The organism is Hydrocoleum sp. CS-953 (genome assembly GCF_002260545.1).
Lineage (GTDB): Bacteria > Cyanobacteriota > Cyanobacteriia > Cyanobacteriales > Microcoleaceae > Trichodesmium.
The window spans coordinates 1-21,508 of record NZ_LGSU01001498.1 but is presented as its reverse complement, the minus strand read 5'-3'; the positions used below and the strand labels follow the sequence as shown (position 1 = coordinate 21,508).

Sequence of the window (21,508 nt, the reverse complement as noted above, 5' to 3'; positions counted from 1 at the left end):
ACAAAGTTCGCCTTTAGTGACAAATCTATTTTCTTTAAACCAAACTTGTCGGGCATAATAAACAGAGCAATTAAACACTTTATTTGCCTCACCGCACAAATATTCTAATATAGCCCATAAGTCTTTATCTGGATGCAATAAAACTTGTTGACATCCATAATTTTTGGTTTTTTTCTTACTTTTTTTGCTCATGTTTTTATTATAATCAAGGTGTCGATAAGTTTCAACTTATCAACATGAAAAACAAACAAAAAATATACCGACATGGTAACCATTCAGTAGGTTTAGCCCATGTCCATTTAGTTTGGATTCCTAAACGGCGTAAGAAAGTATTAGTGGGTCAAATCAAAATAAGGTTAGCAGCGATATTATCAGAAGTGGCCACAGAAAAAGGTTGGTTAATAAAAGGGTTAGAAATAGCCCCAGACCATGTTCATGTATTGGTAGAACATGGGTCTGATGTCGCCATCCACAAAATAGTTAAAGCCTTAAAAGGCAGGTCATCCAGACTGTTGAGACTAGAGTTTCCTGAGTTATGCAAACTACCCAGCTTATGGACTCACAGCTATTTTTATGACACCACTGGAAAGGTCAGCACCGCTAAGATTTTAGAATATATCAACGACCCTCATCACGCTTGTTGAAACAAGCGTTCGTTTTTCCGCCCCGAACTAAAGTTACGGGGCTACCAAACTCTCGTCTTTTCTTCGTGTCTTAGAAATGGATAGCTGGCTGTTGAATACTTACCAATTTATAATTAGTAATTAATTCATTATCAAGTAATAAATAATTATCCATTGTTCATTAATGGATAATGAACTCCCTTCTAACCTCTGTGTACTAATCAATTTTGAATACCAGTTTCAAAAATTACTCTGATTTTTGTTAGGGGATATCTTGGTTTGGTAATGCAGTAAAATTACATTTTATGGTTTTTCATATTCCCTAATTCCTTACATTGTCAATCAGTCGGCTTCCATACTCTACTCGTTTTTTGATAGTCTCTAGTATTTTGACTCAATATTGATTAATATCAAGTCTTATTAATTAGTCATAATAGAAATATTATTCTCTTTCAACAGAGTATCTTTTCCGAGGGAATGCCCTAAAACAAAATTCCCCCTACTCCTTACTCCCTACTCCTTACTCCCTACTCCCTACTCCCTAAGTTTTTATTCTGGGTATTCCAAGAGACATAATATCAGTTCAATAATTGATAATTGATAATTGATAATTGATAATTACCTCTCCCTAAAAGGAAGAGGATTGAATAAAAGGAAAATAAATTCATTGTTTCTCCACGGCGAGTGAGAGGCTTTAAACCTTAATTATTGGGTAAAGTTTGAGCATTTAATTTTTGAGTAGGAGAATCTCAAGTCTTTTACCCCTCAGCAAATTTCCATTTCTTGTTGATCCCTAGCAATTGTAAAGCTATTTTACATTTTTTTAATATCAGGTTCAAAATCGGTAATGATAGAAGTAGGGAAAAAAGCTAAGGCTTCCCTAAATTAATCGACTGGAGGTGAAAGTCATGGTTTTAATTGCACCACAGCCTAAACAATCAATATTAACTTACAACTTTAATCAACACCTTATGAGTTATCAAGTTTCAGACAAAGAGACGAATATAAGTAATCAGATAGCTTGCCAAGATGAGGTAATAGTGGCAACTTTCTTAGCAGAACTACCTGTAGTTTTAGCATCTCTAGAAAGTATTTCTGAGAAAAAGGATTTCAGGAGATAATGTGAATAACTGTGAGTAAACAACGAGATAAAATTTATTTTTGATCGAAGTTATTTTGCAACATAGAGTCAACATTTATCCCTATAAAATTACCAGATTTTCTGAGAAAATTGTGAATTTTGGAAAAGTCTGGTATTTCTCTATTTTGTAATAGATATGGCAGGTAGCTCTTACCTAATTTACAATATAGATTAACTTTTACCTGTTGAATTTTGCCTTTTTTCAGAATTGAAAATCAATCAACTTTATCGGGGTAAGTATTTAGATTTAAGCTATCAGCTAATTAACTTTTTTAGAGGAATTATTATCAAGAGATTGAGATAGTTATCTGACTACAAATTCCTGAACATTATATCAAATCCGCTTAATTCAGTATAAAAAATATTCCATCTTCAGGCATTCCCAAATCTTCCTAGCTCTCCCCATCTCCCCACACTCCCACCCTTCCCACACTCTTTATCTGAATTACACCGATGTTACCGGATTTGATATTATTCCTATTTCCCATCTCCTAATACCATTTTGATAAATGTTTGCTACAAATGACTAGNAGATTGAGATAGTTATCTGACTACAAATTCCTGAACATTATATCAAATCCGCTTAATTCAGTATAAAAAATATTCCATCTTCAGGCATTCCCAAATCTTCCTAGCTCTCCCCATCTCCCCACACTCCCACCCTTCCCACACTCTTTATCTGAATTACACCGATGTTACCGGATTTGATATTATTCCTATTTCCCATCTCCTAATACCATTTTGATAAATGTTTGCTACAAATGACTAGGGGATTTTTTAGGACTCAGGAGTCAGGAGTCAGGAGTCGTATGGGAATGCCTTTAATACCATGTTTTAGTTCAGAAATTATCTTTTTTGTCAAAGGGAAATCTTCTGAAAAATATTTTTATCCCCCTTACTATTAGTAACATTCGTAAGCATTCAGCCGTCAGCCGTTAGCTATCAGCTATTGCTTTTCATTTTACATAAAAGCTTTATTTAAACCCCAGCCCTTACAGCGCTNCGCCCCTACTGTGGTCTACTGTGCAGGAAAACGGCTGTAAGACCAGAGTTCTATTGAGCCAGAATTAATCTTAACTACACTCATCCTAGTCTTATTGCTGATGGCTGACAGCTAATAGCTGAATGCTTACTAACATTCTTTTTTTCTATTGGTATAACCTTAATGCTCTAATTCATTAAAAAAGCTGAATGCTTACTTATTTTGCTTCAGACCAAACTCCAGAAAAGATATTTTTCACAGCAATTGAAATTCGTTCAATATCTTCTTTTAAAAGTGGTGGCCACATAACTCCTTTTCGTCTGCCTGCTTCAAATAATTTTAAGCTTTCCATTGCTAATAAATATAATCCGGCAACTAATTCTCGGTCTAGAAGGGGGTCTCCTTGTAATGTTTCAAAAGAAATTTTTAGAGCTAACAAAATGTTAGTTACTTGACCTGGAATGGGAGGTTTGCCTTGGTCGAGACGCATGAGAAAAGCATCGGGGTTAATTGTAGTTTCTAGGGCAGTTCCTTGGTCAATGATAAATTGACGGGCGGTTTCGTAATCCATATTAAAAGTAGAATTGTCTTGATAATATTAATTTTAGTAGTTGGGTAAAACATCCCCTTCTAAGAAATACGCTCGTAGTTTGGCTCTAAGATCAAATCCGGTAGTATAGGTATAAAAAAGCAGAGAAACAGGGTTTGTCTCAAATTCCCTTGTACGGACGTTGCATGTAACGTCCCTACCATTGCTCTCCCACAAACCCGGTTTCTTGTTACTCCGATTTCTCGGGAACCGTAGCAAACGGATTTGATATAACCCATTTGCTAGAGCCAAACTACAAACAAAAACTTTTAAAAGTCTTCTGTTTGTAATGTTAACTGTAAATTATCAATACCAAGTTCAGTTGCTTGACTACCAATCTCAATAAACTGAGTACCCCCTGGAATTGAAATATCTTCACGACGAAAATTACTAAAATCATTCGGGGATTGACCAGGAGGAGTCTGCGGTAAAGGTTGTTGTCCAATTTGCTGATTATCTGCACCGAAAAATGTTACAGTATGAATTCTGTTAGGTGAAGCATAATCAAAGAAAATACTACCAGATTGAATTTGACCTACTTGAGTAATTATATCATCCAAATCAATTCTAATGGCATTACCAGTATCGTAGGCAATAACAGTATTATTGATAGTGGGATTAACATTAAATCTTCCCTCACCTCCTGGTATATTCCGACTAGCTAAAGCTACAGTATTTCTAGAAAATCCAAGGTTGGCAGAACCTTGAGGAGTATTAACTGGGATAGGAGGAATACGAGCAAAATTGGGAAACTCCTCAAACCCTAACACCTGAGTGGTAAGAGGATCATCATCAATAATTTCCAAAGTAGCGGTCGCAGGTTGACCAATATTCGCTCCACCAGTCACATTAGCTAAACTTAAATTGGCAGTTTCCGTATTTTCGTCTAATTCATCATCAAAAATAGGAATACTAACAGTTTGTTGAGTCACGTCATCTGCAAAGGAAATAGTCTCAGGAACAGGGTTGCCAAAATCACTACCTCGATTCGCTGTACCATCGGTAAGATTAATATCAGCACTTACAACTCCATCGCTGCCACCAGTCCGAGTTACTGTAACTATAGCATTCGGCGTACCTTCGATAATCCTAAAGGTGGGGTTGCTAAATTGGAGAGTACCTGGGTTGGGAAAACGATAACCGAAGTTAGTATCATTAACATTTTGAGCAGAAGACAAGGGAACAGAAATCTCTGCTGCAGTTGTGAGAGTAGCGTCAGGAGGAGAAATTGTTCTGACTGTATAATTATCTGGTGATAAGTCAAAGAAATTATAGATACCAAACTCGTTTGTAACAGTTTGTTGTTCGTTGGAGTCAGGAGTATCATTTGGATTAGTATCTAGGAAAACTGTAACGTTTGGTAATCCAGTTTCTCCTGGATCGAGGGAACCATTGCGGTTAATATCGTTAAATGTAATTCCACTGATACTTCCTGGAAATGCAAGTGGTGGATTAATTACAACGCTGACTGGAGCCGTAGAATTAGGAGTATTTGGGTTATTGCTAATAGTGTAATTGAAAGTATCTGTGAAAGGTTCGGTAGTTGTAAACCCTGGAGCGAGACTATAGATAATTTGGTTGTTAATACCATCTATAGTAACATTATTTCCAGCTTGGCTCAAATTATCAACAGCGATAATCTCTGGAAAGTTCCCTTCATCATTTGCCAAGACATTAATAGTTATAGGTTGGTCTCCTTGAGTTATGCTAGCGGTATCGGGGTTAGCAATGAGAGGGGGATCATCATCAATAATTTCCAAAGTAGCAGTAGCAGGTTGACCAACATTTGCTCCACCAGTCACATTAGTTAAACTTAAATTGGCAGTTTCTGTATTCTCGTCCGAGTTATCATCAATAATTGGAATACTAACAGTTTGTTGAGTCACGCCATCTGCAAAGGAAATAGTCTCAGGAACAGGGTCGCCAAAATCACTACCTCGATTCGCTGTACCATCAGTAATATCAATATCAGCACTGACAACTCCATCGCTTCCACCAGTCCGAGTTACTGTAAATGTAGCATTATTAGTGGGTGTATTTTCATCAATGCTGAAACTGGGGGCGCTAAATTGGAGAGTACCTGGGATAGCTGGCGGTGCATTACCAAAATTTTGATTTCGAAGATTTTCGTTAGCTATAACTGTAACTGTAACATTTTGGTTAGGGGTAGTTTGAGTGAAACCTGGTTGCTGAACTTCCCGCAGAGGATATTCCCCTGGCAGAATATTTGTAATAACGTAGCTACCATCGTTATCGGTTATAGCGCTCGGTTCGTCTGGATCGAAATTATTATTCCGGTTAACATCGAGATAAATCTGAAAATTAGGCAGTCCTACTTCGCCAAGATTTTGCTCTCCATCTCCGTTATCATCTTGAAATTTTATCCCACTGATACTACCAAGCTCTGGGGTAATTGGAATCACATTAGCAGTAACAATATTTGTAGGTGTTCCATCAACTGTAAATTCTAGGTTGGTACCATTAATACTGGCAGTGTGACTAATGTTAAAGTTACCATCATTAACTCCCGTAACTGTAACAGTTTGGGGAGTAATTCCATTTTGTTCATTAAATGTTCGGGTAATCGGAATACCTGCACCTGCACCAAGATTAATTTGAAGAGGTGGGGTAATTGTAATATCGACGGGAGTAGTGGGGTTACGGTCTAAACGGATATCGTAAGTGTCAGACTCTCCAACAGTCAGAATTGTATTGCCATCAGATTCATTAATGATGACTTGTGGGTTTTCAATTTCAGCGTCATTATCAGTAATCTCAACTGTGACTTGGGATATTTCTGTGAGATTATTATAATTAGGGTCACCACTAATAACTTGATGAGTAATTCTGCCAATATGTTGTTCTTCATTTGGAATATCGTCATCTATTGCTGAAACTGTTATTGGTTGACGAATATTCCAGTTTTCTGGGGTAAAGGTGATAGAGGCAGGAACAGTCTCAACTTGATTATCTGGAACCAGGTTAATAGTAACATCTGCTATCGGAACTGTTGTTAATACTATTTCATAACTACCCGGAACTCCATCTTCTGTAGCAGTTGTTTCTTGAGGAGTAATAGAAACAGCAGGAGTTTCATTATCTGTAATATCTACTCTTACTGGTAAAGCTTGAACAGTAGCATAACTTTCATCTGTAGTAATAACTTGATGGCTAATTGTACCAATGTGGTTGTTTTCTGCAATTAAGTCATCGAAAGCTGCAACTGTTATTGGTTGAGGTCTATCCCAATTAGTATTGTCAAAAGTAATCGAGTTTATGCCTTGAATTTGCTCTCCTGTATCAAAGTCTATCCTAACTGGTAAAGTAGGTTGTGTGGTCAAAACAACTTCATAACTTCCTGTTTCTCCACCCTNAGGTCTATCCCAATTAGTATTGTCAAAAGTAATCGAGTTTATGCCTTGAATTTGCTCTCCTGTATCAAAGTCTATCCTAACTGGTAAAGTAGGTTGTGTGGTCAAAACAACTTCATAACTTCCTGTTTCTCCACCCTCGGTAGCATTAGTTCTGAGAGGTCGGATAGAAACTGCTGGAGTGTCGTTATCTGTAATATTAGTAGTGACTTGGGAAATTTCCAGATCGTCGTAATTCATATCCTCACTGGTAACTATATGACGAATAGTACCGATGTGGTTTCCTTCAGCGCTCGAGTCATCTATAGCAGTAACATTTATAGAACGCCCTACATTCCAGTTAGTATCGTCAAAAGTAATCGAGTTTATGCCTTGAATTTGGTCTCCTGTATCAAAGTCTATCCTAACTGGTAAAGTAGGTTGTGTGGTCAAAACAACTTCATAACTTCCTGTAGCCCCACCCTCCGTTACCTCAATATCAGTGGGGTTAATAGAAACTCCGGCAAGATCATTATCAGTTATATCGACTGTAACTGGTAAAATATTTATACCGTTGTAATCACCACCTGTACTGGTAGCAAGATGATTAATTATACCAAAATGGTCTCCTTCTATGTCAAAGTCGTCTATCGCTGTAACCGTTATCAGTCTTTCTGAGTTCCAGTTTGTTGAATCGAAAATAATGGGGTCTATAGCTTGAATTTCCTCTCCTGTCTCAAAATTGATAGTAACTGGGGCGATAGGTTGTGTGGTCAACACTAGAGAGTAAGCACCAGTGAAACCTCCCTCTGCAGCTTGGGTAGTAGTTACAGAAGTGGAAACTGCTGGAGTGTCATTATCAGTAATGTTGGCAGTGACGACAAATGGTGATGGTTCGCCATCTACGGTAAATGGTACTGTTTGACTGTTATAGTTTGGGTCATCAATGCTGGTGACGCTATGAGTAATGTTGCCAAAGTGAGGGCCTTCCGCTACATCGTCATCTACTGCTGTGACGTTAATAATTTGAGGAGTTAGAGCATTTGTGCTGTCAAAACTTCGTGTTATGGGAATACCTGGTCCTGCACCTAGATTTGTTTGATTATCTGGAGCGATCGCTATATTAACTACGCCATCAGGAATACTATCGAGAACTATTTGGTAGGAGGTATCGGTTGTTAGACCTTCGGTAACGTTGGTTCTACCATCTGTTTGAGTAATAGAAATTCCAGCAATATTAGTAGTGTTACCGAAATTAATGTCGGGAACATTTTCGCCAGCAGCAGTAATAGTAATTGGTTGTTGGGGAGTAAGAGTCGGTCTGAAATTTAGTGGTACAACTTCCCGAACAATGTATTCACCAGGAGTAAGGTTATCGAAACGATAGTTCCCATCAATATCTGTAAATTGAAATGGTTCGTCTTGGTCAAATACTTCGTTTCTATTTTGGTCTAGGTAAATTGTTACATTTGGTATTCCAGGTTCGTCAGGGTCAAAATTTCCATCACCGTCGAGGTCGTTGAATTTTGTACCACTAATACGGCCCTGTACTTGTTGCTGCTGGTTACCAAAATTGACATTAAAAGTATCCTCAACATTTAATATTTCTCCATCATCAATTGTAATTACCGGATTTAAAGTAGTTTGCTGGAAACCCTCTTGTGCTACTTCCCTGACAAAATATGTGCCATTTGGTATATCGCTGCTGGTGAATAATCTGTAATTACCTTGGTCGTCAGTAGTAGTAGAAATGTCACCATCATCCAAAATTTCGTTGTTATTGATATCTATATATATAGTGACCTCACGTAATCCCGGTTCACCCTCATCCAAAATACCGTTACCATTAAGATCGTTAAATTTTCGCCCACTAAAACCGAAAGTATTACCAATATTAACAGTAGGATCAGGTTGGTCTGAGGTAAGACTGACTGCTACTGTTTCTGGGGTAGTCTGTAAGAAATCCTGTTGCTGTTGTTCTCTTACCGTGTAGTTATTCAGTGGTAAATCATTGAATGAGTAAGACCCATCCATACTATCACTTAATGTTTGTGGTTCTCCTTCATCTAAGATTCCATTTTCATTAGANGTATTACCAATATTAACAGTAGGATCAGGTTGGTCTGAGGTAAGACTGACTGCTACTGTTTCTGGGGTAGTCTGTAAGAAATCCTGTTGCTGTTGTTCTCTTACCGTGTAGTTATTCAGTGGTAAATCATTGAATGAGTAAGACCCATCCATACTATCACTTAATGTTTGTGGTTCTCCTTCATCTAAGATTCCATTTTCATTAGAATCTAGGTAAATTGTGAAATTTCCTAAACCTAGTTCTCCTTCATCTAAGATTCCATTTCCATTATTATCTGAGAATTTCACCCCACTAATACTACCGAGTTGTGGTTGGTCATCTACTACTTCTAATGTAAAGCTTTGAGTGTTAGCGAAGTCATCTGAGTCAGTAACTGTTAGTTGAATGTTAAAATTGCCTATATCATTGTCATCTGGAGTGCCTGTGAGACTAGCTGTTCCATCTCCATTATCAGTTAGGTTTAACCAGTCAGGCAGGTTTTCAATACTACTAATTTCTAGTTCNGTCATCTGAGTCAGTAACTGTTAGTTGAATGTTAAAATTGCCTATATCATTGTCATCTGGAGTGCCTGTGAGACTAGCTGTTCCATCTCCATTATCAGTTAGGTTTAACCAGTCAGGCAGGTTTTCAATACTACTAATTTCTAGTTCGTTTGGGGGGGTGTCAGCATCGGAAGTAGTAATTAATTGATTGTAAGGAATACCTACAGTAGCTGATTCAACTTCTTCAATAGTGAATCTAGGACGAGAACCAACTGGGATGCTGAAATTTCTCTCGAAGGAATTTCCAGCACTATCGGTGGTTTGGACTCTAAAGTCTAAGAATAGGTTGGTTTCAGAGTCTAATCCTAAAAGTTGTGTAACAAGGAGTTGGTTACCACTGATTTGAAGTAAGTTGTTGTCTTCATCTCCTTCTCCCGCTACTAAAGCATAGGTGAAACTATTGTCGTCGGGGTCTGTGGTGATGAGGTTGCGTATGGGTACAGGCCCTGTACTAGCAGGATCTATATCAAGGACTTCTAGCTGAATATTTGTAGGGGGATCGTTTCCTACATCTATCTGGGAGGCAAAAATTGAACTTGAATTTTCAGCAAATACTCCACCATAACCTACCAGCACTTCCTCCCCAAACGCCAAACCATCCCCAACATTCCCAACCTTAACCCCAAGTTCCCAACTACCGCCCAACTCTGCACTACCAACACGCCCAAAAGCAGCAGCAACACCTAACCCACTCAACTCATGCAACCTTTCCACAAAAGCTGCCCCAATATCTCCCGCAGCTACCTCGCAACCATACAATAATATTCCACCAGTTCCTATCGCCTCTCCCCACTTTTCCAACTCCCTTCCGTATGCTGCCAAATTCGCAAGACTCAACCGAGTATTACCCAACTGCAAACTACCAGGTGAACCATGACAAACAATATGCAGACTAGAAACCGGATAGTCAAAAATCGCCCTACTTACCTGTCTAACCCCATCCTCACCAGATTCCAGAATTACAACCTTTGCCCCCGGTAAAACCCCCGATACCAACATCCCATAATTTTCCACCCTGGAGTCAATAACTACCAACATCCCAAAACCAGGCGATCGCCTACTTACCAAAAAACCATTACTTGCAGAATTTTGACAGAGAATATTATCATTTTGGTTGGCAGTTAAAAGGTTCATAATCAATATTCCTGAATCTGGTTTATATTATTTTTTCCCTAACTTCAACTTAAATTCTGTAGTTGATAAAGTTGAATTTAATTATATAAATCCAAATAGAAATAACTCTATAGAAAAAACATTAAATTTTCATCTTTTCGAGCCAATAGCCTGACTTTTTTAACATTACTTAATATCTATTTGTAGATATTTTCAATATTCTTATTTTTGATAAACTTTTTAATAAATTAGTTAACCCAATCAAAGTCTGTGAAATACTTCTTCTTATCAGAGGGATGGGCAATAGGTCAAATCTGGACAGTCGGTGGCCTGTGGAATGAAATTGCCTGGAGACGGCCACCCGATATTAAAAAAATGTCAATTTCTCTCTGGGATAAAAACGAACAAATGTGGCTCCATCGGGTCGAAGATGCAGTCCTAATGGTCGAAGTTTATCCCACTGCTGAAGCTCAACAATCTGCTTCTAATCAAAATATTGGCAACGTTGTATTGACTCGCTTGATTGATGCCGAAAAAGTCTTGGAATATCTTTCCAAGACCTCAGCCATTTGTCAAACTCACCATATTTAAGTTAAAAGGCAAAAGTTAAAAGTCAAAAGGCAAAAGTTAAAAGGCAAAAGTTAATTTCTAAGTACAGTAGAAATTGCTATGGCAGTCTAAGCATTCAGCTATTAGCACCTCAGCAGTTAGCTAATAGTCGAGCCAATGTACAGGACTGATTAAAATTAGTTGATGATCTTTTTCTTTATATTTCACTTTTTGGAGATTAATTCCTTCTGACAAATAGGATAAGTTACAGCGGTTTTCATTTCAGTAGANATGATCTTTTTCTTTATATTTCACTTTTTGGAGATTAATTCCTTCTGACAAATAGGATAAGTTACAGCGGTTTTCATTTCAGTAGACCACAGTAGTGGCGATTCGCGTTTGCGGAGCATTCCGGCACGGAAATCGCCCCTACAGGGTTTTGGTTATGGCGATGTGGTTGATCCATCTGAAAAGCGCTGTAATAACTCATAGCTGGTCGCTGAGAGCTGACGGCTGTTTGCGCAGCATTCCGTAGGAAATGCTTACATGGCAGTTGCCATTACTGTTAAGACAGAACTAGCTAAAACTAAGTGAATATCAACAACTAAATACTATGTCCTTATTCCTTCTTCAATTTACTTGACTATTAACTTCAAAACTCTATACAATTCTTGAAAAAGTTTTAATTTTTATGCACTCATCTGGTAAATTTGGCCATTCTGTCCGAAATAATCTTGATGATAGGACCAATCTTGGGACAATTTATTTTTGAAGAGAGCATAACAAGGAAAAGAAAAAAGCTTTCAGAATAGTTATCACTTACAGGAGGAGTGTAGNTGGCCATTCTGTCCGAAATAATCTTGATGATAGGACCAATCTTGGGACAATTTATTTTTGAAGAGAGCATAACAAGGAAAAGAAAAAAGCTTTCAGAATAGTTATCACTTACAGGAGGAGTGTAGTCAATGGGGCTACCTTGGTATCGGGTACACACAGTTGTTCTGAACGATCCAGGACGACTAATTTCAGTGCATTTAATGCACACTGCTCTAGTAGCAGGTTGGGCTGGCTCAATGGCCCTTTACGAACTAGCAATTTTTGATCCTAGCGATCCAGTCCTAAACCCCATGTGGCGTCAGGGAATGTTTGTCATGCCATTCATGGCCCGTTTAGGTGTCACCCAATCTTGGGGTGGTTGGAGTGTTACAGGAGAAGTAGCTTCCAATCCTGGTTTCTGGTCTTTTGAAGGTGTAGCAGCAGCTCACATTGTTCTTTCTGGTCTGTTATTCCTAGCTGCTGTATGGCACTGGGTTTTTTGGGACTTAGACTTGTTCTTTGATGAACGTACAGGAGAACCTGCTCTAGACCTACCAAAAATGTTTGGTATTCACTTATTCTTATCTGGTTTACTTTGCTTTGGCTTTGGAGCCTTCCACTTGACCGGAGTATTTGGTCCGGGAATGTGGGTATCAGATCCTTATGGATTGACGGGTTCTGCCCAACCGATCTCCCCTGCCTGGGGACCAGAAGGATTTAACCCATTTAATCCTGGTGGAATTGTAGCTCACCACATTGCAGCAGGAATTGTGGGAATTATTGCTGGTTTATTCCACTTATCTGTAAGGCCACCAGAACGTCTATACAGAGCTTTGCGGATGGGTAATATTGAAACAGTTCTATCTAGCAGTATTGCAGCAGTTTTCTTTGCAGCCTTTGTTGTAGCTGGAACAATGTGGTACGGTAGCGCTGCTACTCCTATTGAGTTGTTTGGCCCAACTCGTTATCAGTGGGATAGTGGNGGAATTATTGCTGGTTTATTCCACTTATCTGTAAGGCCACCAGAACGTCTATACAGAGCTTTGCGGATGGGTAATATTGAAACAGTTCTATCTAGCAGTATTGCAGCAGTTTTCTTTGCAGCCTTTGTTGTAGCTGGAACAATGTGGTACGGTAGCGCTGCTACTCCTATTGAGTTGTTTGGCCCAACTCGTTATCAGTGGGATAGTGGTTACTTCCAGCAAGAAATCGATCGTCGTGTCCAAGCTGAGTTAGCAGCAGGCAAAACTGCTTCAGAAGCTTGGGAAACTATACCTGAAAAATTGGCCTTTTATGACTACGTTGGTAATAGTCCCGCTAAAGGTGGTCTATTCCGTGTAGGCCCAATGAACAATGGTGATGGTTTAGCTCAAGTTTGGCTTGGTCATCCTGTGTTTAAGGATAAGGATGGCGAGGAATTATTTGTACGTCGTCTACCTAACTTCTTTGAGACTTTCCCAGTTATTTTAACTAATTCAGAAGGTGTAGTTAAGGCTGATATTCCTTTCCGTCGTTCCGAGTCAAAATATAGTTTTGAAGCTCAGGGCGTAACAGCTACCTTCTACGGTGGTGAACTTGATGGTCAAACCTTTACTAACTCCTCAGATGTTAAGAAGTTTGCTCGTAAAGCTCAGGGAGGTCAACCTTTTGANGTTATTTTAACTAATTCAGAAGGTGTAGTTAAGGCTGATATTCCTTTCCGTCGTTCCGAGTCAAAATATAGTTTTGAAGCTCAGGGCGTAACAGCTACCTTCTACGGTGGTGAACTTGATGGTCAAACCTTTACTAACTCCTCAGATGTTAAGAAGTTTGCTCGTAAAGCTCAGGGAGGTCAACCTTTTGAATTTGACCAAGAAACTTTAGGGTCTGACGGTGTATTCCGAACTAGCACTCGTGGTTGGTTTACTTATGGTCATGCTTGTTTTGCTCTCCTATTCTTCTTTGGTCATATTTGGCATGGATGCCGGACTTTATTCCGCGATGTGTTTGCTGGTATTGACCCAGACCTAGAGGAACAAGTAGAGTTTGGTTTATTCCAGAAATTGGGTGACTTGAGTACCCGTAGGGAGTAAACACAAAAAAACAAATACTAAAATTTGGTATCAAGACAATGATGGCCAAATAGCTATCTCTAATCTTTAAATTTGATAAAAGTCCAACGATTACTTTGAAAAAAATTACAAAGTATTTTCGTTGGACTTTTATTTACTATCAACTGGTAAACTAATAAAGAATCGGATTTTCAGGAAATTCCCTTATGGAAAGTACAGCTTATATACTGGTATTAGCTTTGGCCTTAGGCGTAATATTTTTTGCGATCGCCTTCCGCGATCCACCTAGGATTGGAAAGTAATCATTCTTGATGAGTTTCCTATCAAAAAAATTGCCTTTTTGATAACTTATGAGTGCTGAGTTCTTAGCCCAGCACTCATACCCAATAACTAATAACCAATGGCCATCTCCCTGAGTTGGGGAAAATTATTTATGTATGAAAAATTTCAAGTATGCTATGTCCAATTTGCCAACATACAAATAGTCGTGTTCTAGAGTCCCGGTCAGCTGAATCTGGTAAAAGTATTCGACGTCGGCGGGAATGTATGAACTGCCAGCATCGTTTCACGACTTATGAAAGAATCGAATTTGTTACAGTAACAGTGCTCAAAAGGGATGGTAAAAAGGAGTCTTTTGACAAGTCTAAATTACTTCGAGGTATTATCCGTTCCTGCGAAAAGACTGGTATTGAAGCTAGTCAGCTTGAAGCTTTTGTCAATGAAATAGAGGTTGAATTACAGGGTAGATCCCAGAGAGAAATTACCAGTGCTGAAATTGGTGAAATTGTTCTGAGTAAATTGAGTGCTATTAGTGAAGTGGCTTATATTCGTTTCGCTTCTGTTTATCGTAAATTTCAAGGTATTCGGGATTTTGTAGATACCTTAAATCATCTACAAAATCAAAAAGATAATTTAGAATTTGCTAGGACTTTGCCAAAAAGTTCTAACATTTCTCTAGAACAAGATGCTCCCGATCATGAAACACCAGCCTCTTGTACAACTTAGTCTTAAACTTGACAATAAATAGTAGACAAGTCGCTTTCNCTTCTGTTTATCGTAAATTTCAAGGTATTCGGGATTTTGTAGATACCTTAAATCATCTACAAAATCAAAAAGATAATTTAGAATTTGCTAGGACTTTGCCAAAAAGTTCTAACATTTCTCTAGAACAAGATGCTCCCGATCATGAAACACCAGCCTCTTGTACAACTTAGTCTTAAACTTGACAATAAATAGTAGACAAGTCGCTTTCAAAGGTGAAAAAAAATTAAAAATCCCTGATCTGTCAAGCTGCTAATTATTAGCCCTGATAAATACCTGAAATTATTAGTATGTTTATATCTAAGTACGATTTTTTCAGTTTATTTAGCGATAACTCTAGTTACTAGATAGTAACTAGATTATATTTATATATGTAGTTTAAATATATTTTTGGAGTTAAGATATTTACCGAAAATTATAGCGGTTTTCACTTCATGACTTGCATTACTTCTTCCTTCTCTCCTAGATAATATGAGCCTTCTTCCTTTAAACCCAAATCTCTGTNTATAGCGGTTTTCACTTCATGACTTGCATTACTTCTTCCTTCTCTCCTAGATAATATGAGCCTTCTTCCTTTAAACCCAAATCTCTGTACTCTAAAAAACATGAAAACTGCTATAAGGTATAAAGCCTCTCCATTCATGTCGCTCCGCGTTTCGCTTTTCGGCTGTCGCCGACATGAAACGGGGAGCGAGATGTTTGCGGAGTATTCCGGGACGGAAAACGCGACATGTTTGCGGAGCATTCCGTCAGGAAAAAACGCGCGTTGTGGGGAGCGTTAAACGCCATATCCAACCAACCAAGAGAAGAAAAAAATTTCCTTGAGCAAAATCCTCTTCTTTATAAGAAGAGGTAATTATTAAGTGTTGAAATACCCAATACCAAACAGTTTTGTTAATGCTATGGGTTTCCTGTTTCACAGAGAGAGGGATGGATCGACTANTTGCGGAGCATTCCGTCAGGAAAAAACGCGCGTTGTGGGGAGCGTTAAACGCCATATCCAACCAACCAAGAGAAGAAAAAAATTTCCTTGAGCAAAATCCTCTTCTTTATAAGAAGAGGTAATTATTAAGTGTTGAAATACCCAATACCAAACAGTTTTGTTAATGCTATGGGTTTCCTGTTTCACAGAGAGAGGGATGGATCGACTAAGTGTTAACTTAGGGCAAGGTCTTACGATGATGCTAAATATTCTCAATATCTCCATAAGACACCAAGACAATAGAAGAGATATGTGTAGGTATTTTGCCAACATCTAGATAAATTGAAAAGTTATTGGCCAAAAGTGGCAAAAAAAATAACTAGGCTCAGAGTTGTGGTAAAATAAAGTGTTTTGAATCATAATGGTAGTCTAGGAACTTGGCTTGACTCGGTAAAATTTATATTCTACTGATATATAGACCTCACTAGAGTATATCAACACTCTAGGTAAGTCGAACTCTAAATTAGAGTTATTAAAAAAATGAAGTAAATACCCAAACCTTGATTCGGCAAGTGGTATTGCTAGAAAAACTCTAATGGCCTGAAAAGTAACAGTTGCTTACCTAAAATTATACAAAAAAATAGGTTTTTCTATGAAACCATAGTTTTTGTAAAGGAAAGTTTCGTCTCATATATAACTTATAAAATATAAGTAGAGAGGCTAAAAAAACCTCAATATTTCCTATTATTTGGTGAGAGGTAAACCTATCAAGACAAGTAAAAACATTAAGGAGAGAAATCCCAAGAAAATACACGCATGATAAATTTGAAAACACCAGCCAAGGAAGTCGGCTTTACTCACGAAGATTTTGCAGCCCTACTAGATAAATATGACTATCACTTTAGTCCTGGGGATATTGTAGCAGGGACAGTATTTAGTTTAGAACCAAGGGGAGCATTAATTGACATTGGAGCTAAAACTGCTGCTTATATTCCGATCCAAGAAATGTCAATTAATAGGGTAGAAAACCCTGAAGAAGTTCTACAGTCAAATGAGACAAGAGAATTTTTCATTTTAACAGATGAAAATGAAGATGGACAGTTAACTTTATCCATCCGACGGATAGAATATATGCGGGCTTGGGAAAGAGTCCGACAACTACAAGCAGAAGATGCAACCGTGCGTTCCCAAGTATTTGCGACGAATCGTGGTGGTGCTCTAGTTCGGATAGAAGGGTTGCGTGGATTTATTCCAGGTTCTCACATTAGTACGCGCAAACCAAAAGAAGATTTACTTAACGAAGAATTACCTCTAAAATTCCTAGAAGTAGACGAAGAACGCAATCGTTTGGTTTTAAGTCATCGTCGCGCCTTAGTTGAGCGGAAGATGAATCGCTTAGAAGTAGCAGAAGTCGTCATAGGTACAGTTCGTGGTATTAAGCCTTATGGAGCNTGGATTTATTCCAGGTTCTCACATTAGTACGCGCAAACCAAAAGAAGATTTACTTAACGAAGAATTACCTCTAAAATTCCTAGAAGTAGACGAAGAACGCAATCGTTTGGTTTTAAGTCATCGTCGCGCCTTAGTTGAGCGGAAGATGAATCGCTTAGAAGTAGCAGAAGTCGTCATAGGTACAGTTCGTGGTATTAAGCCTTATGGAGCATTTATAGATATTGGTGGTGTAAGTGGTTTGCTGCACATATCAGAAATTTCCCATGACCATATAGAAACTCCTAGCACTGTACTAAAAGTCAATGATGAACTGAAAGTTATGATCATTGATCTAGATGCTGATAGAGGTCGCATATCTTTGTCAACTAAGCAACTAGAACCAGAACCAGGGGCGATGGTGAAAAATCCACAACTGGTATACGACCAAGCAGAGGAAATGGCAGCTAAGTTTAGGGAAAAACTGATGGCTGCACAGCGAGGAGAGACAATAGAAGAAACAGCAGAAACAGCAGAAACAGGAGAAGCACCGGAAGTTGAAGCAACAGCAGAAACAGTAGAAGCACCGGAAGTTGAAGCAACAGCAGAAGCAGTAGAAGCACCGGAAGTTGAAGCAGTAGCAGAAGCAGTAGAAGCACCGGAAGTTGAAGCAGTAGAATCCGAAAAAACAGAGGATACTACATCATAAAGGCTGCTACAGTAGGTACAGATAGAGCAGCATTAGCTTGAGAATAAACCTCTTGACAATAGCAGATGAATAGGGAGTAAGCAAAATGGTAAGTTGAAAATATAAACAAATCAACAATAACTTAAAGCTATTCCCTATATCCTGCTCTCCTAATACTAATATTCTGAATCATTAAGAATATAACTAACAATCAAAAATTTTTTTTTATATACGAAACAATGGTAGATATTAACTGCCGAGGTGTAATCTTCCAAGATATTCAAGCAATCATTTTTGATAAAGATGGTACTCTAGAAGACTCCCAAGAATTTTTAAGAAATTTGGGGCAAAAGCGCTCTCGCCTCATTGATGCTAAAATTCCTGGAATAGGAGAACCTTTACTAATGGCTTTTGGGATTGATGGCAATAATATTGACCCTACAGGATTAATGGCAGTTGGCAGTAGACGCGAAAACGAAATTGCAGCAGCAGCTTATATCGCTGAAACAGGTCGAGGTTGGTTAGAATCATTAAGTATTGCTCAAGAAGCTTTTGCAGAAGCTGACCAAATATTGCCGAAGTCTACTCCTGGTGCTATGTTTACAGGCAGTCTAGAAGTTCTCAAGTATCTTTCCCAAGCAGATATAAAACTGGGTATATTGTCTGCTGATAATACAACAGCAGTGCAAAATTTTGTCAGATACTATCAACTTAAAAATTATATTCAACTAGAAATGGGGATTGATGATATTCGTAGTAAACCAGATCCAGAACTATTTTTACAAGCTTGTAAAAAATTAGGGGTTAAACCAGTCACAGCATTAATGGTAGGAGATTCTCCCACAGATATAGAAATGGGGAAGAAAGCTGGAGCAGCAGGTTGTATCGGTATTTTTTGGGGGAAACCGAAAGCTAACCACCTAAAGGCAGCAGATGTAACGATCGCTAAGTTAGAAGAAATTAAGGTATTGTGACAGATTAGTTGCATCACTTGGAAAAATAAAAATAATTATTTTTGATCGAAAATAGCTATTTTGGTGGTTGTTAATATCAATGGCAAATAATTGTTAACTGTCAAAATCCAGTGGAAATAATTTATAATTTATATATACACCAATCCTATTTTCTTCCTGTCCAACATCTTAATCTTGTCATTTTTGTGAAATTTAGGGAATAGGTAGAAGAATCCTTTGATGTCGCCTAAGTACAACGCTGGGATTGTATTAATTATTTGATTTGTGTACTTGCATACAATACTTTGCTATAATTAATTAAGTTATTAACTCAGGGACAATCAATAAATAATTGATAATTTTCTGCTTCTTCTGGTCAAAATAATTGATTGACCAGAAAATATTATGTCAAATGTGGATTATGTCAAGTAGGGTAATTTCAACCTTAATGTTGTAAACCCATACCATTTTTCGGAGATATTTTGGTGGCTAAAGNATATATATGGAGAATGGTATAAAAAACATAATAGCTGACTACAAACTGAGTTTTCTTTTGGATAGTTGACTTAATATGATAGCACAGAAAGTAGAAAGTAGTTATTTTGTACAAGTATTATCCCTAAGTTAAAGCTTATTACTCGCTCAAATAATTTAAGGAAAAATATAGGAGGAACTAATATTGTCTAGTCGTTACCTATTCACTTCTGAGTCTGTTACTGAAGGACATCCTGATAAAATTTGCGACCAAATTTCCGACACAATTATAGATGCAATACTAGCGCAAGATCCACAAAGTCGTGTGGCTGCTGAGGTAGTAGTAAATACAGGGTTAGTCCTAATTACTGGTGAAATTACAACTAAAGCACAAGTAAATTATATAGAACTCGCTAGAAAAAAAATTGCTGATATTGGCTATGTCTATGCGGAAAATGGTTTTTCTGCCGATAGCTGTTCAGTCTTAGTAGCTCTTGATGAACAATCAGCAGATATTGCTCAAGGCGTAGATAAAGCTCAAGAAACTCGTGAACAATTAAGTGAGGAAGAACTTGATGCAGTGGGAGCTGGAGACCAGGGCTTAATGTTTGGTTTTGCCTGTAATGAAACACCTGAATTAATGCCTTTACCTATAAGTTTAGCACACCGAGTTGCTCGCCAACTAACTGCGGTCAGAAAAACAGGTCAACTTCCCTATTTAAGGCCAGATGGCAAAAGTCAAGTCACTATTATTTATGAAGATGGCCGTCCTGTTGGTATTGATACAATCTTAATTTCTACTCAACACACTGCTACTATTGGGGAACTTACAGAATTATCAGATATTCAAGCAAAGATTAAAGAAGACCTCTGGAAATATGTTATCGAGCCTATATTTACAGATGTAGAGATTAAACCTGATTCACAAACTCGTTTTCTTGTCAACCCCACTGGTAAATTTGTAATTGGTGGTCCACAGGGAGATTCTGGTCTTACAGGACGTAAAATCATCATTGATACTTATGGTGGTTATTCTCGTCATGGAGGCGGTGCTTTTTCTGGAAAAGATCCAACTAAGGTAGACCGTTCTGCAGCTTATGCTTGTCGCTACATTGCTAAAAATATTGTTGCAGCAGGTCTAGCAGAAAAATGTGAGGTTCAAATTAGTTATGCTATTGGTGTAGCAAGACCTGTTAGTATGATGATTGAGACTTTTGGTACTTGTAAAGTAGATGAAGATAAGTTATTAGAAGTAGTGAAAGAAAACTTTGAGCTTCGTCCCGCAGGAATTATTCAGACTTTTAACCTCCGGAAATTGCCTGGTGAAAGAGGAGGTCGTTTCTATCAAGATGTTGCTGCTTATGGTCATTTAGGACGTACCGATCTAGATTTACCTTGGGAACAATTAGATAAGGTAGAGTTATTAAAGGAAGCATTTAGTCCACAGTTAGCAACTACAGTTTAGTTAGTCTCTATAAACTTTTTTTAGGGTTTGCTGAATAAGTATTTTTGTAGGGGCGATGCGCTAATTGCCCCTAAAGAATTCAGGAGGAATTAAGAGAGATAATTATCCCTGAATTTTACCACTTTTATCTGCTCAAAATGCTAACTTTTTAAGCTTTTTAGACAGAAAATTTGAACTTTTTTTTCGCTCCTAATCAGACTAAAACTCTTACTGATAAACAAATGCTTTGAGAGTTAATTGGTCAGCCATGATTACTAATAATATTTGACTCTCAGCAACCAAAAGCGCTTTTTTCTTTTGGTTGCTAGTTTATATTTATAGCAATGAGCAACTCAACTATCAGTCATCAGCTTTTTATACCAAATTCATACATAGGCAGTTACATCTTAAAATTTGTAATTTATCCCTACAATAAAAAATTATAAATTCCACAAATTGTAAAAATTAAATCTTTTTTCATATTTTTTTTATTATTTTTTTTCTTTTCGGATTAATTTTTAATCAAATAGAACTTTTGGAAAGACAAGTTCAGGGTAAGGAAAAAAATCAGACTGAAGCTAAAAATCAAGTCAAGGAAGAAGTAAAAACAGAAACTAATTAGGTAATTAGGATCTGCTGAATAAGTATTTTGGGGAGGGTTCAACAATTAATCAGGAGTCAGGAGTCAGAATAAATAGCTTCGATGCCATTT

At 37.8% G+C, this 21,508-nt stretch carries 14 protein-coding genes and 4 pseudogenes; 12 read left to right on the top strand and 6 right to left on the bottom strand.

Annotated elements, in window-relative coordinates:
- The first annotated feature begins 236 nt into the window (after positions 1–236).
- Positions 237–644, top strand: coding sequence for an IS200/IS605 family transposase (tnpA, locus tag AFK68_RS34065; RefSeq protein WP_094678838.1), 408 nt, complete (start codon positions 237–239; stop codon positions 642–644).
- 557 nt (positions 645–1,201) lie between these two features.
- Here tnpA and AFK68_RS47615 read toward each other — a convergent pair.
- Positions 1,202–1,291: a DUF4896 domain-containing protein gene (locus AFK68_RS47615; RefSeq protein WP_371357695.1), complete on the bottom strand. Its 90-nt coding sequence runs from the start codon at positions 1,289–1,291 to the stop codon at positions 1,202–1,204.
- Positions 1,292–1,531: 240 nt separating this feature from the next.
- Here AFK68_RS47615 and AFK68_RS34060 point away from each other — a divergent pair, with 240 nt between their 5' ends.
- Complete coding sequence (locus AFK68_RS34060) at positions 1,532–1,744, top strand: hypothetical protein (protein WP_094678836.1); 213 nt, start codon at positions 1,532–1,534, stop codon at positions 1,742–1,744.
- Positions 1,745–2,963: 1,219 nt separating this feature from the next.
- Here AFK68_RS34060 and AFK68_RS34055 read toward each other — a convergent pair.
- The 5 genes from AFK68_RS34055 to AFK68_RS34045 form a co-directional block, all read right to left on the bottom strand.
- Positions 2,964–3,317, bottom strand: coding sequence for a Dethiobiotin synthetase (locus tag AFK68_RS34055; RefSeq protein ID WP_094678834.1), 354 nt, complete (start codon positions 3,315–3,317; stop codon positions 2,964–2,966).
- A gap of 287 nt (positions 3,318–3,604) precedes the next feature.
- Positions 3,605–5,758 (bottom strand): Calx-beta domain-containing protein, encoded by a 2,154-nt coding sequence (locus AFK68_RS47610; RefSeq protein ID WP_371357700.1) that lies wholly within the window; start codon positions 5,756–5,758, stop codon positions 3,605–3,607.
- A gap of 951 nt (positions 5,759–6,709) precedes the next feature.
- The coding region (locus AFK68_RS47605) for an SdrD B-like domain-containing protein (protein WP_371357699.1) at positions 6,710–8,719 on the bottom strand (2,010 nt) is incomplete at its 3' end.
- Positions 8,720–8,774: 55 nt separating this feature from the next.
- On the bottom strand, positions 8,775–9,250 hold a 476-nt coding region (locus AFK68_RS47600; protein WP_371357698.1), incomplete at its 3' end, for an SdrD B-like domain-containing protein.
- A 28-nt stretch (positions 9,251–9,278) separates the two neighbouring features.
- On the bottom strand, positions 9,279–10,451 hold a 1,173-nt coding region (locus AFK68_RS34045), incomplete at its 3' end, for a DUF4347 domain-containing protein (protein ID WP_210407772.1).
- Between the two features lie 249 nt (positions 10,452–10,700).
- Here AFK68_RS34045 and AFK68_RS34040 point away from each other — a divergent pair.
- The 10 genes and pseudogenes from AFK68_RS34040 to metK all read left to right on the top strand — a co-directional run bounded on the left by AFK68_RS34040 (position 10,701) and on the right by metK (position 20,817).
- Positions 10,701–11,021, top strand: coding sequence for a hypothetical protein (locus tag AFK68_RS34040; RefSeq protein WP_094678828.1), 321 nt, complete (start codon positions 10,701–10,703; stop codon positions 11,019–11,021).
- A 923-nt stretch (positions 11,022–11,944) separates the two neighbouring features.
- Positions 11,945–12,777 (top strand): annotated as a pseudogene (locus AFK68_RS34035) (photosystem II chlorophyll-binding protein CP47); the annotation flags it as partial.
- Between the two features lies 1 nt (position 12,778).
- Positions 12,779–13,446: pseudogene (locus AFK68_RS36025) on the top strand (photosystem II chlorophyll-binding protein CP47); the annotation flags it as partial.
- Position 13,447: 1 nt separating this feature from the next.
- A pseudogene (locus AFK68_RS40725) lies at positions 13,448–13,867 on the top strand (photosystem II chlorophyll-binding protein CP47); the annotation flags it as partial.
- 185 nt (positions 13,868–14,052) lie between these two features.
- Positions 14,053–14,148, top strand: coding sequence for a photosystem II reaction center protein T (locus tag AFK68_RS34025; RefSeq protein ID WP_094678826.1), 96 nt, complete (start codon positions 14,053–14,055; stop codon positions 14,146–14,148).
- Positions 14,149–14,299: 151 nt separating this feature from the next.
- Positions 14,300–14,851 carry a transcriptional regulator NrdR gene (nrdR, locus tag AFK68_RS34020; protein ID WP_094678824.1) on the top strand — a complete coding sequence of 184 codons (552 nt, stop codon included), beginning with the start codon at positions 14,300–14,302 and terminating at the stop codon, positions 14,849–14,851.
- Between the two features lie 1,774 nt (positions 14,852–16,625).
- Positions 16,626–17,260 (top strand): annotated as a pseudogene (locus tag AFK68_RS34005) (S1 RNA-binding domain-containing protein); the annotation flags it as partial.
- Between the two features lies 1 nt (position 17,261).
- A partial coding sequence (locus AFK68_RS34000; protein ID WP_168186775.1) for a S1 RNA-binding domain-containing protein occupies positions 17,262–17,946 on the top strand: 685 nt, incomplete at its 5' end.
- A 218-nt stretch (positions 17,947–18,164) separates the two neighbouring features.
- The gene (locus AFK68_RS33995; RefSeq protein ID WP_094678818.1) at positions 18,165–18,899 is read left to right on the top strand and encodes an HAD family hydrolase; all 735 of its coding nucleotides are present in this window, start codon (positions 18,165–18,167) and stop codon (positions 18,897–18,899) included.
- A gap of 658 nt (positions 18,900–19,557) precedes the next feature.
- Positions 19,558–20,817, top strand: a complete 1,260-nt coding sequence (gene metK, locus AFK68_RS33990) for a methionine adenosyltransferase (protein WP_094678816.1) — start codon at positions 19,558–19,560, stop codon at positions 20,815–20,817.
- Positions 20,818–21,508 lie beyond the last annotated feature (691 nt).

What these genes read in the sequence shown, in the direction of transcription:
- tnpA (WP_094678838.1), top strand. Translation starts at nt 237, where the DNA reads ATGAAAAACAAACAAAAAATATACCGACATGGTAACCATTCAGTAGGT.
- AFK68_RS47615 (WP_371357695.1), bottom strand. Translation starts at nt 1,291, where the DNA reads ATGAATTTATTTTCCTTTTATTCAATCCTCTTCCTTTTAGGGAGAGGT.
- AFK68_RS34060 (WP_094678836.1), top strand. Translation starts at nt 1,532, where the DNA reads ATGGTTTTAATTGCACCACAGCCTAAACAATCAATATTAACTTACAAC.
- AFK68_RS34055 (WP_094678834.1), bottom strand. Translation starts at nt 3,317, where the DNA reads ATGGATTACGAAACCGCCCGTCAATTTATCATTGACCAAGGAACTGCC.
- AFK68_RS34025 (WP_094678826.1), top strand. Translation starts at nt 14,053, where the DNA reads ATGGAAAGTACAGCTTATATACTGGTATTAGCTTTGGCCTTAGGCGTA.
- nrdR (WP_094678824.1), top strand. Translation starts at nt 14,300, where the DNA reads ATGCTATGTCCAATTTGCCAACATACAAATAGTCGTGTTCTAGAGTCC.
- AFK68_RS33995 (WP_094678818.1), top strand. Translation starts at nt 18,165, where the DNA reads ATGGTAGATATTAACTGCCGAGGTGTAATCTTCCAAGATATTCAAGCA.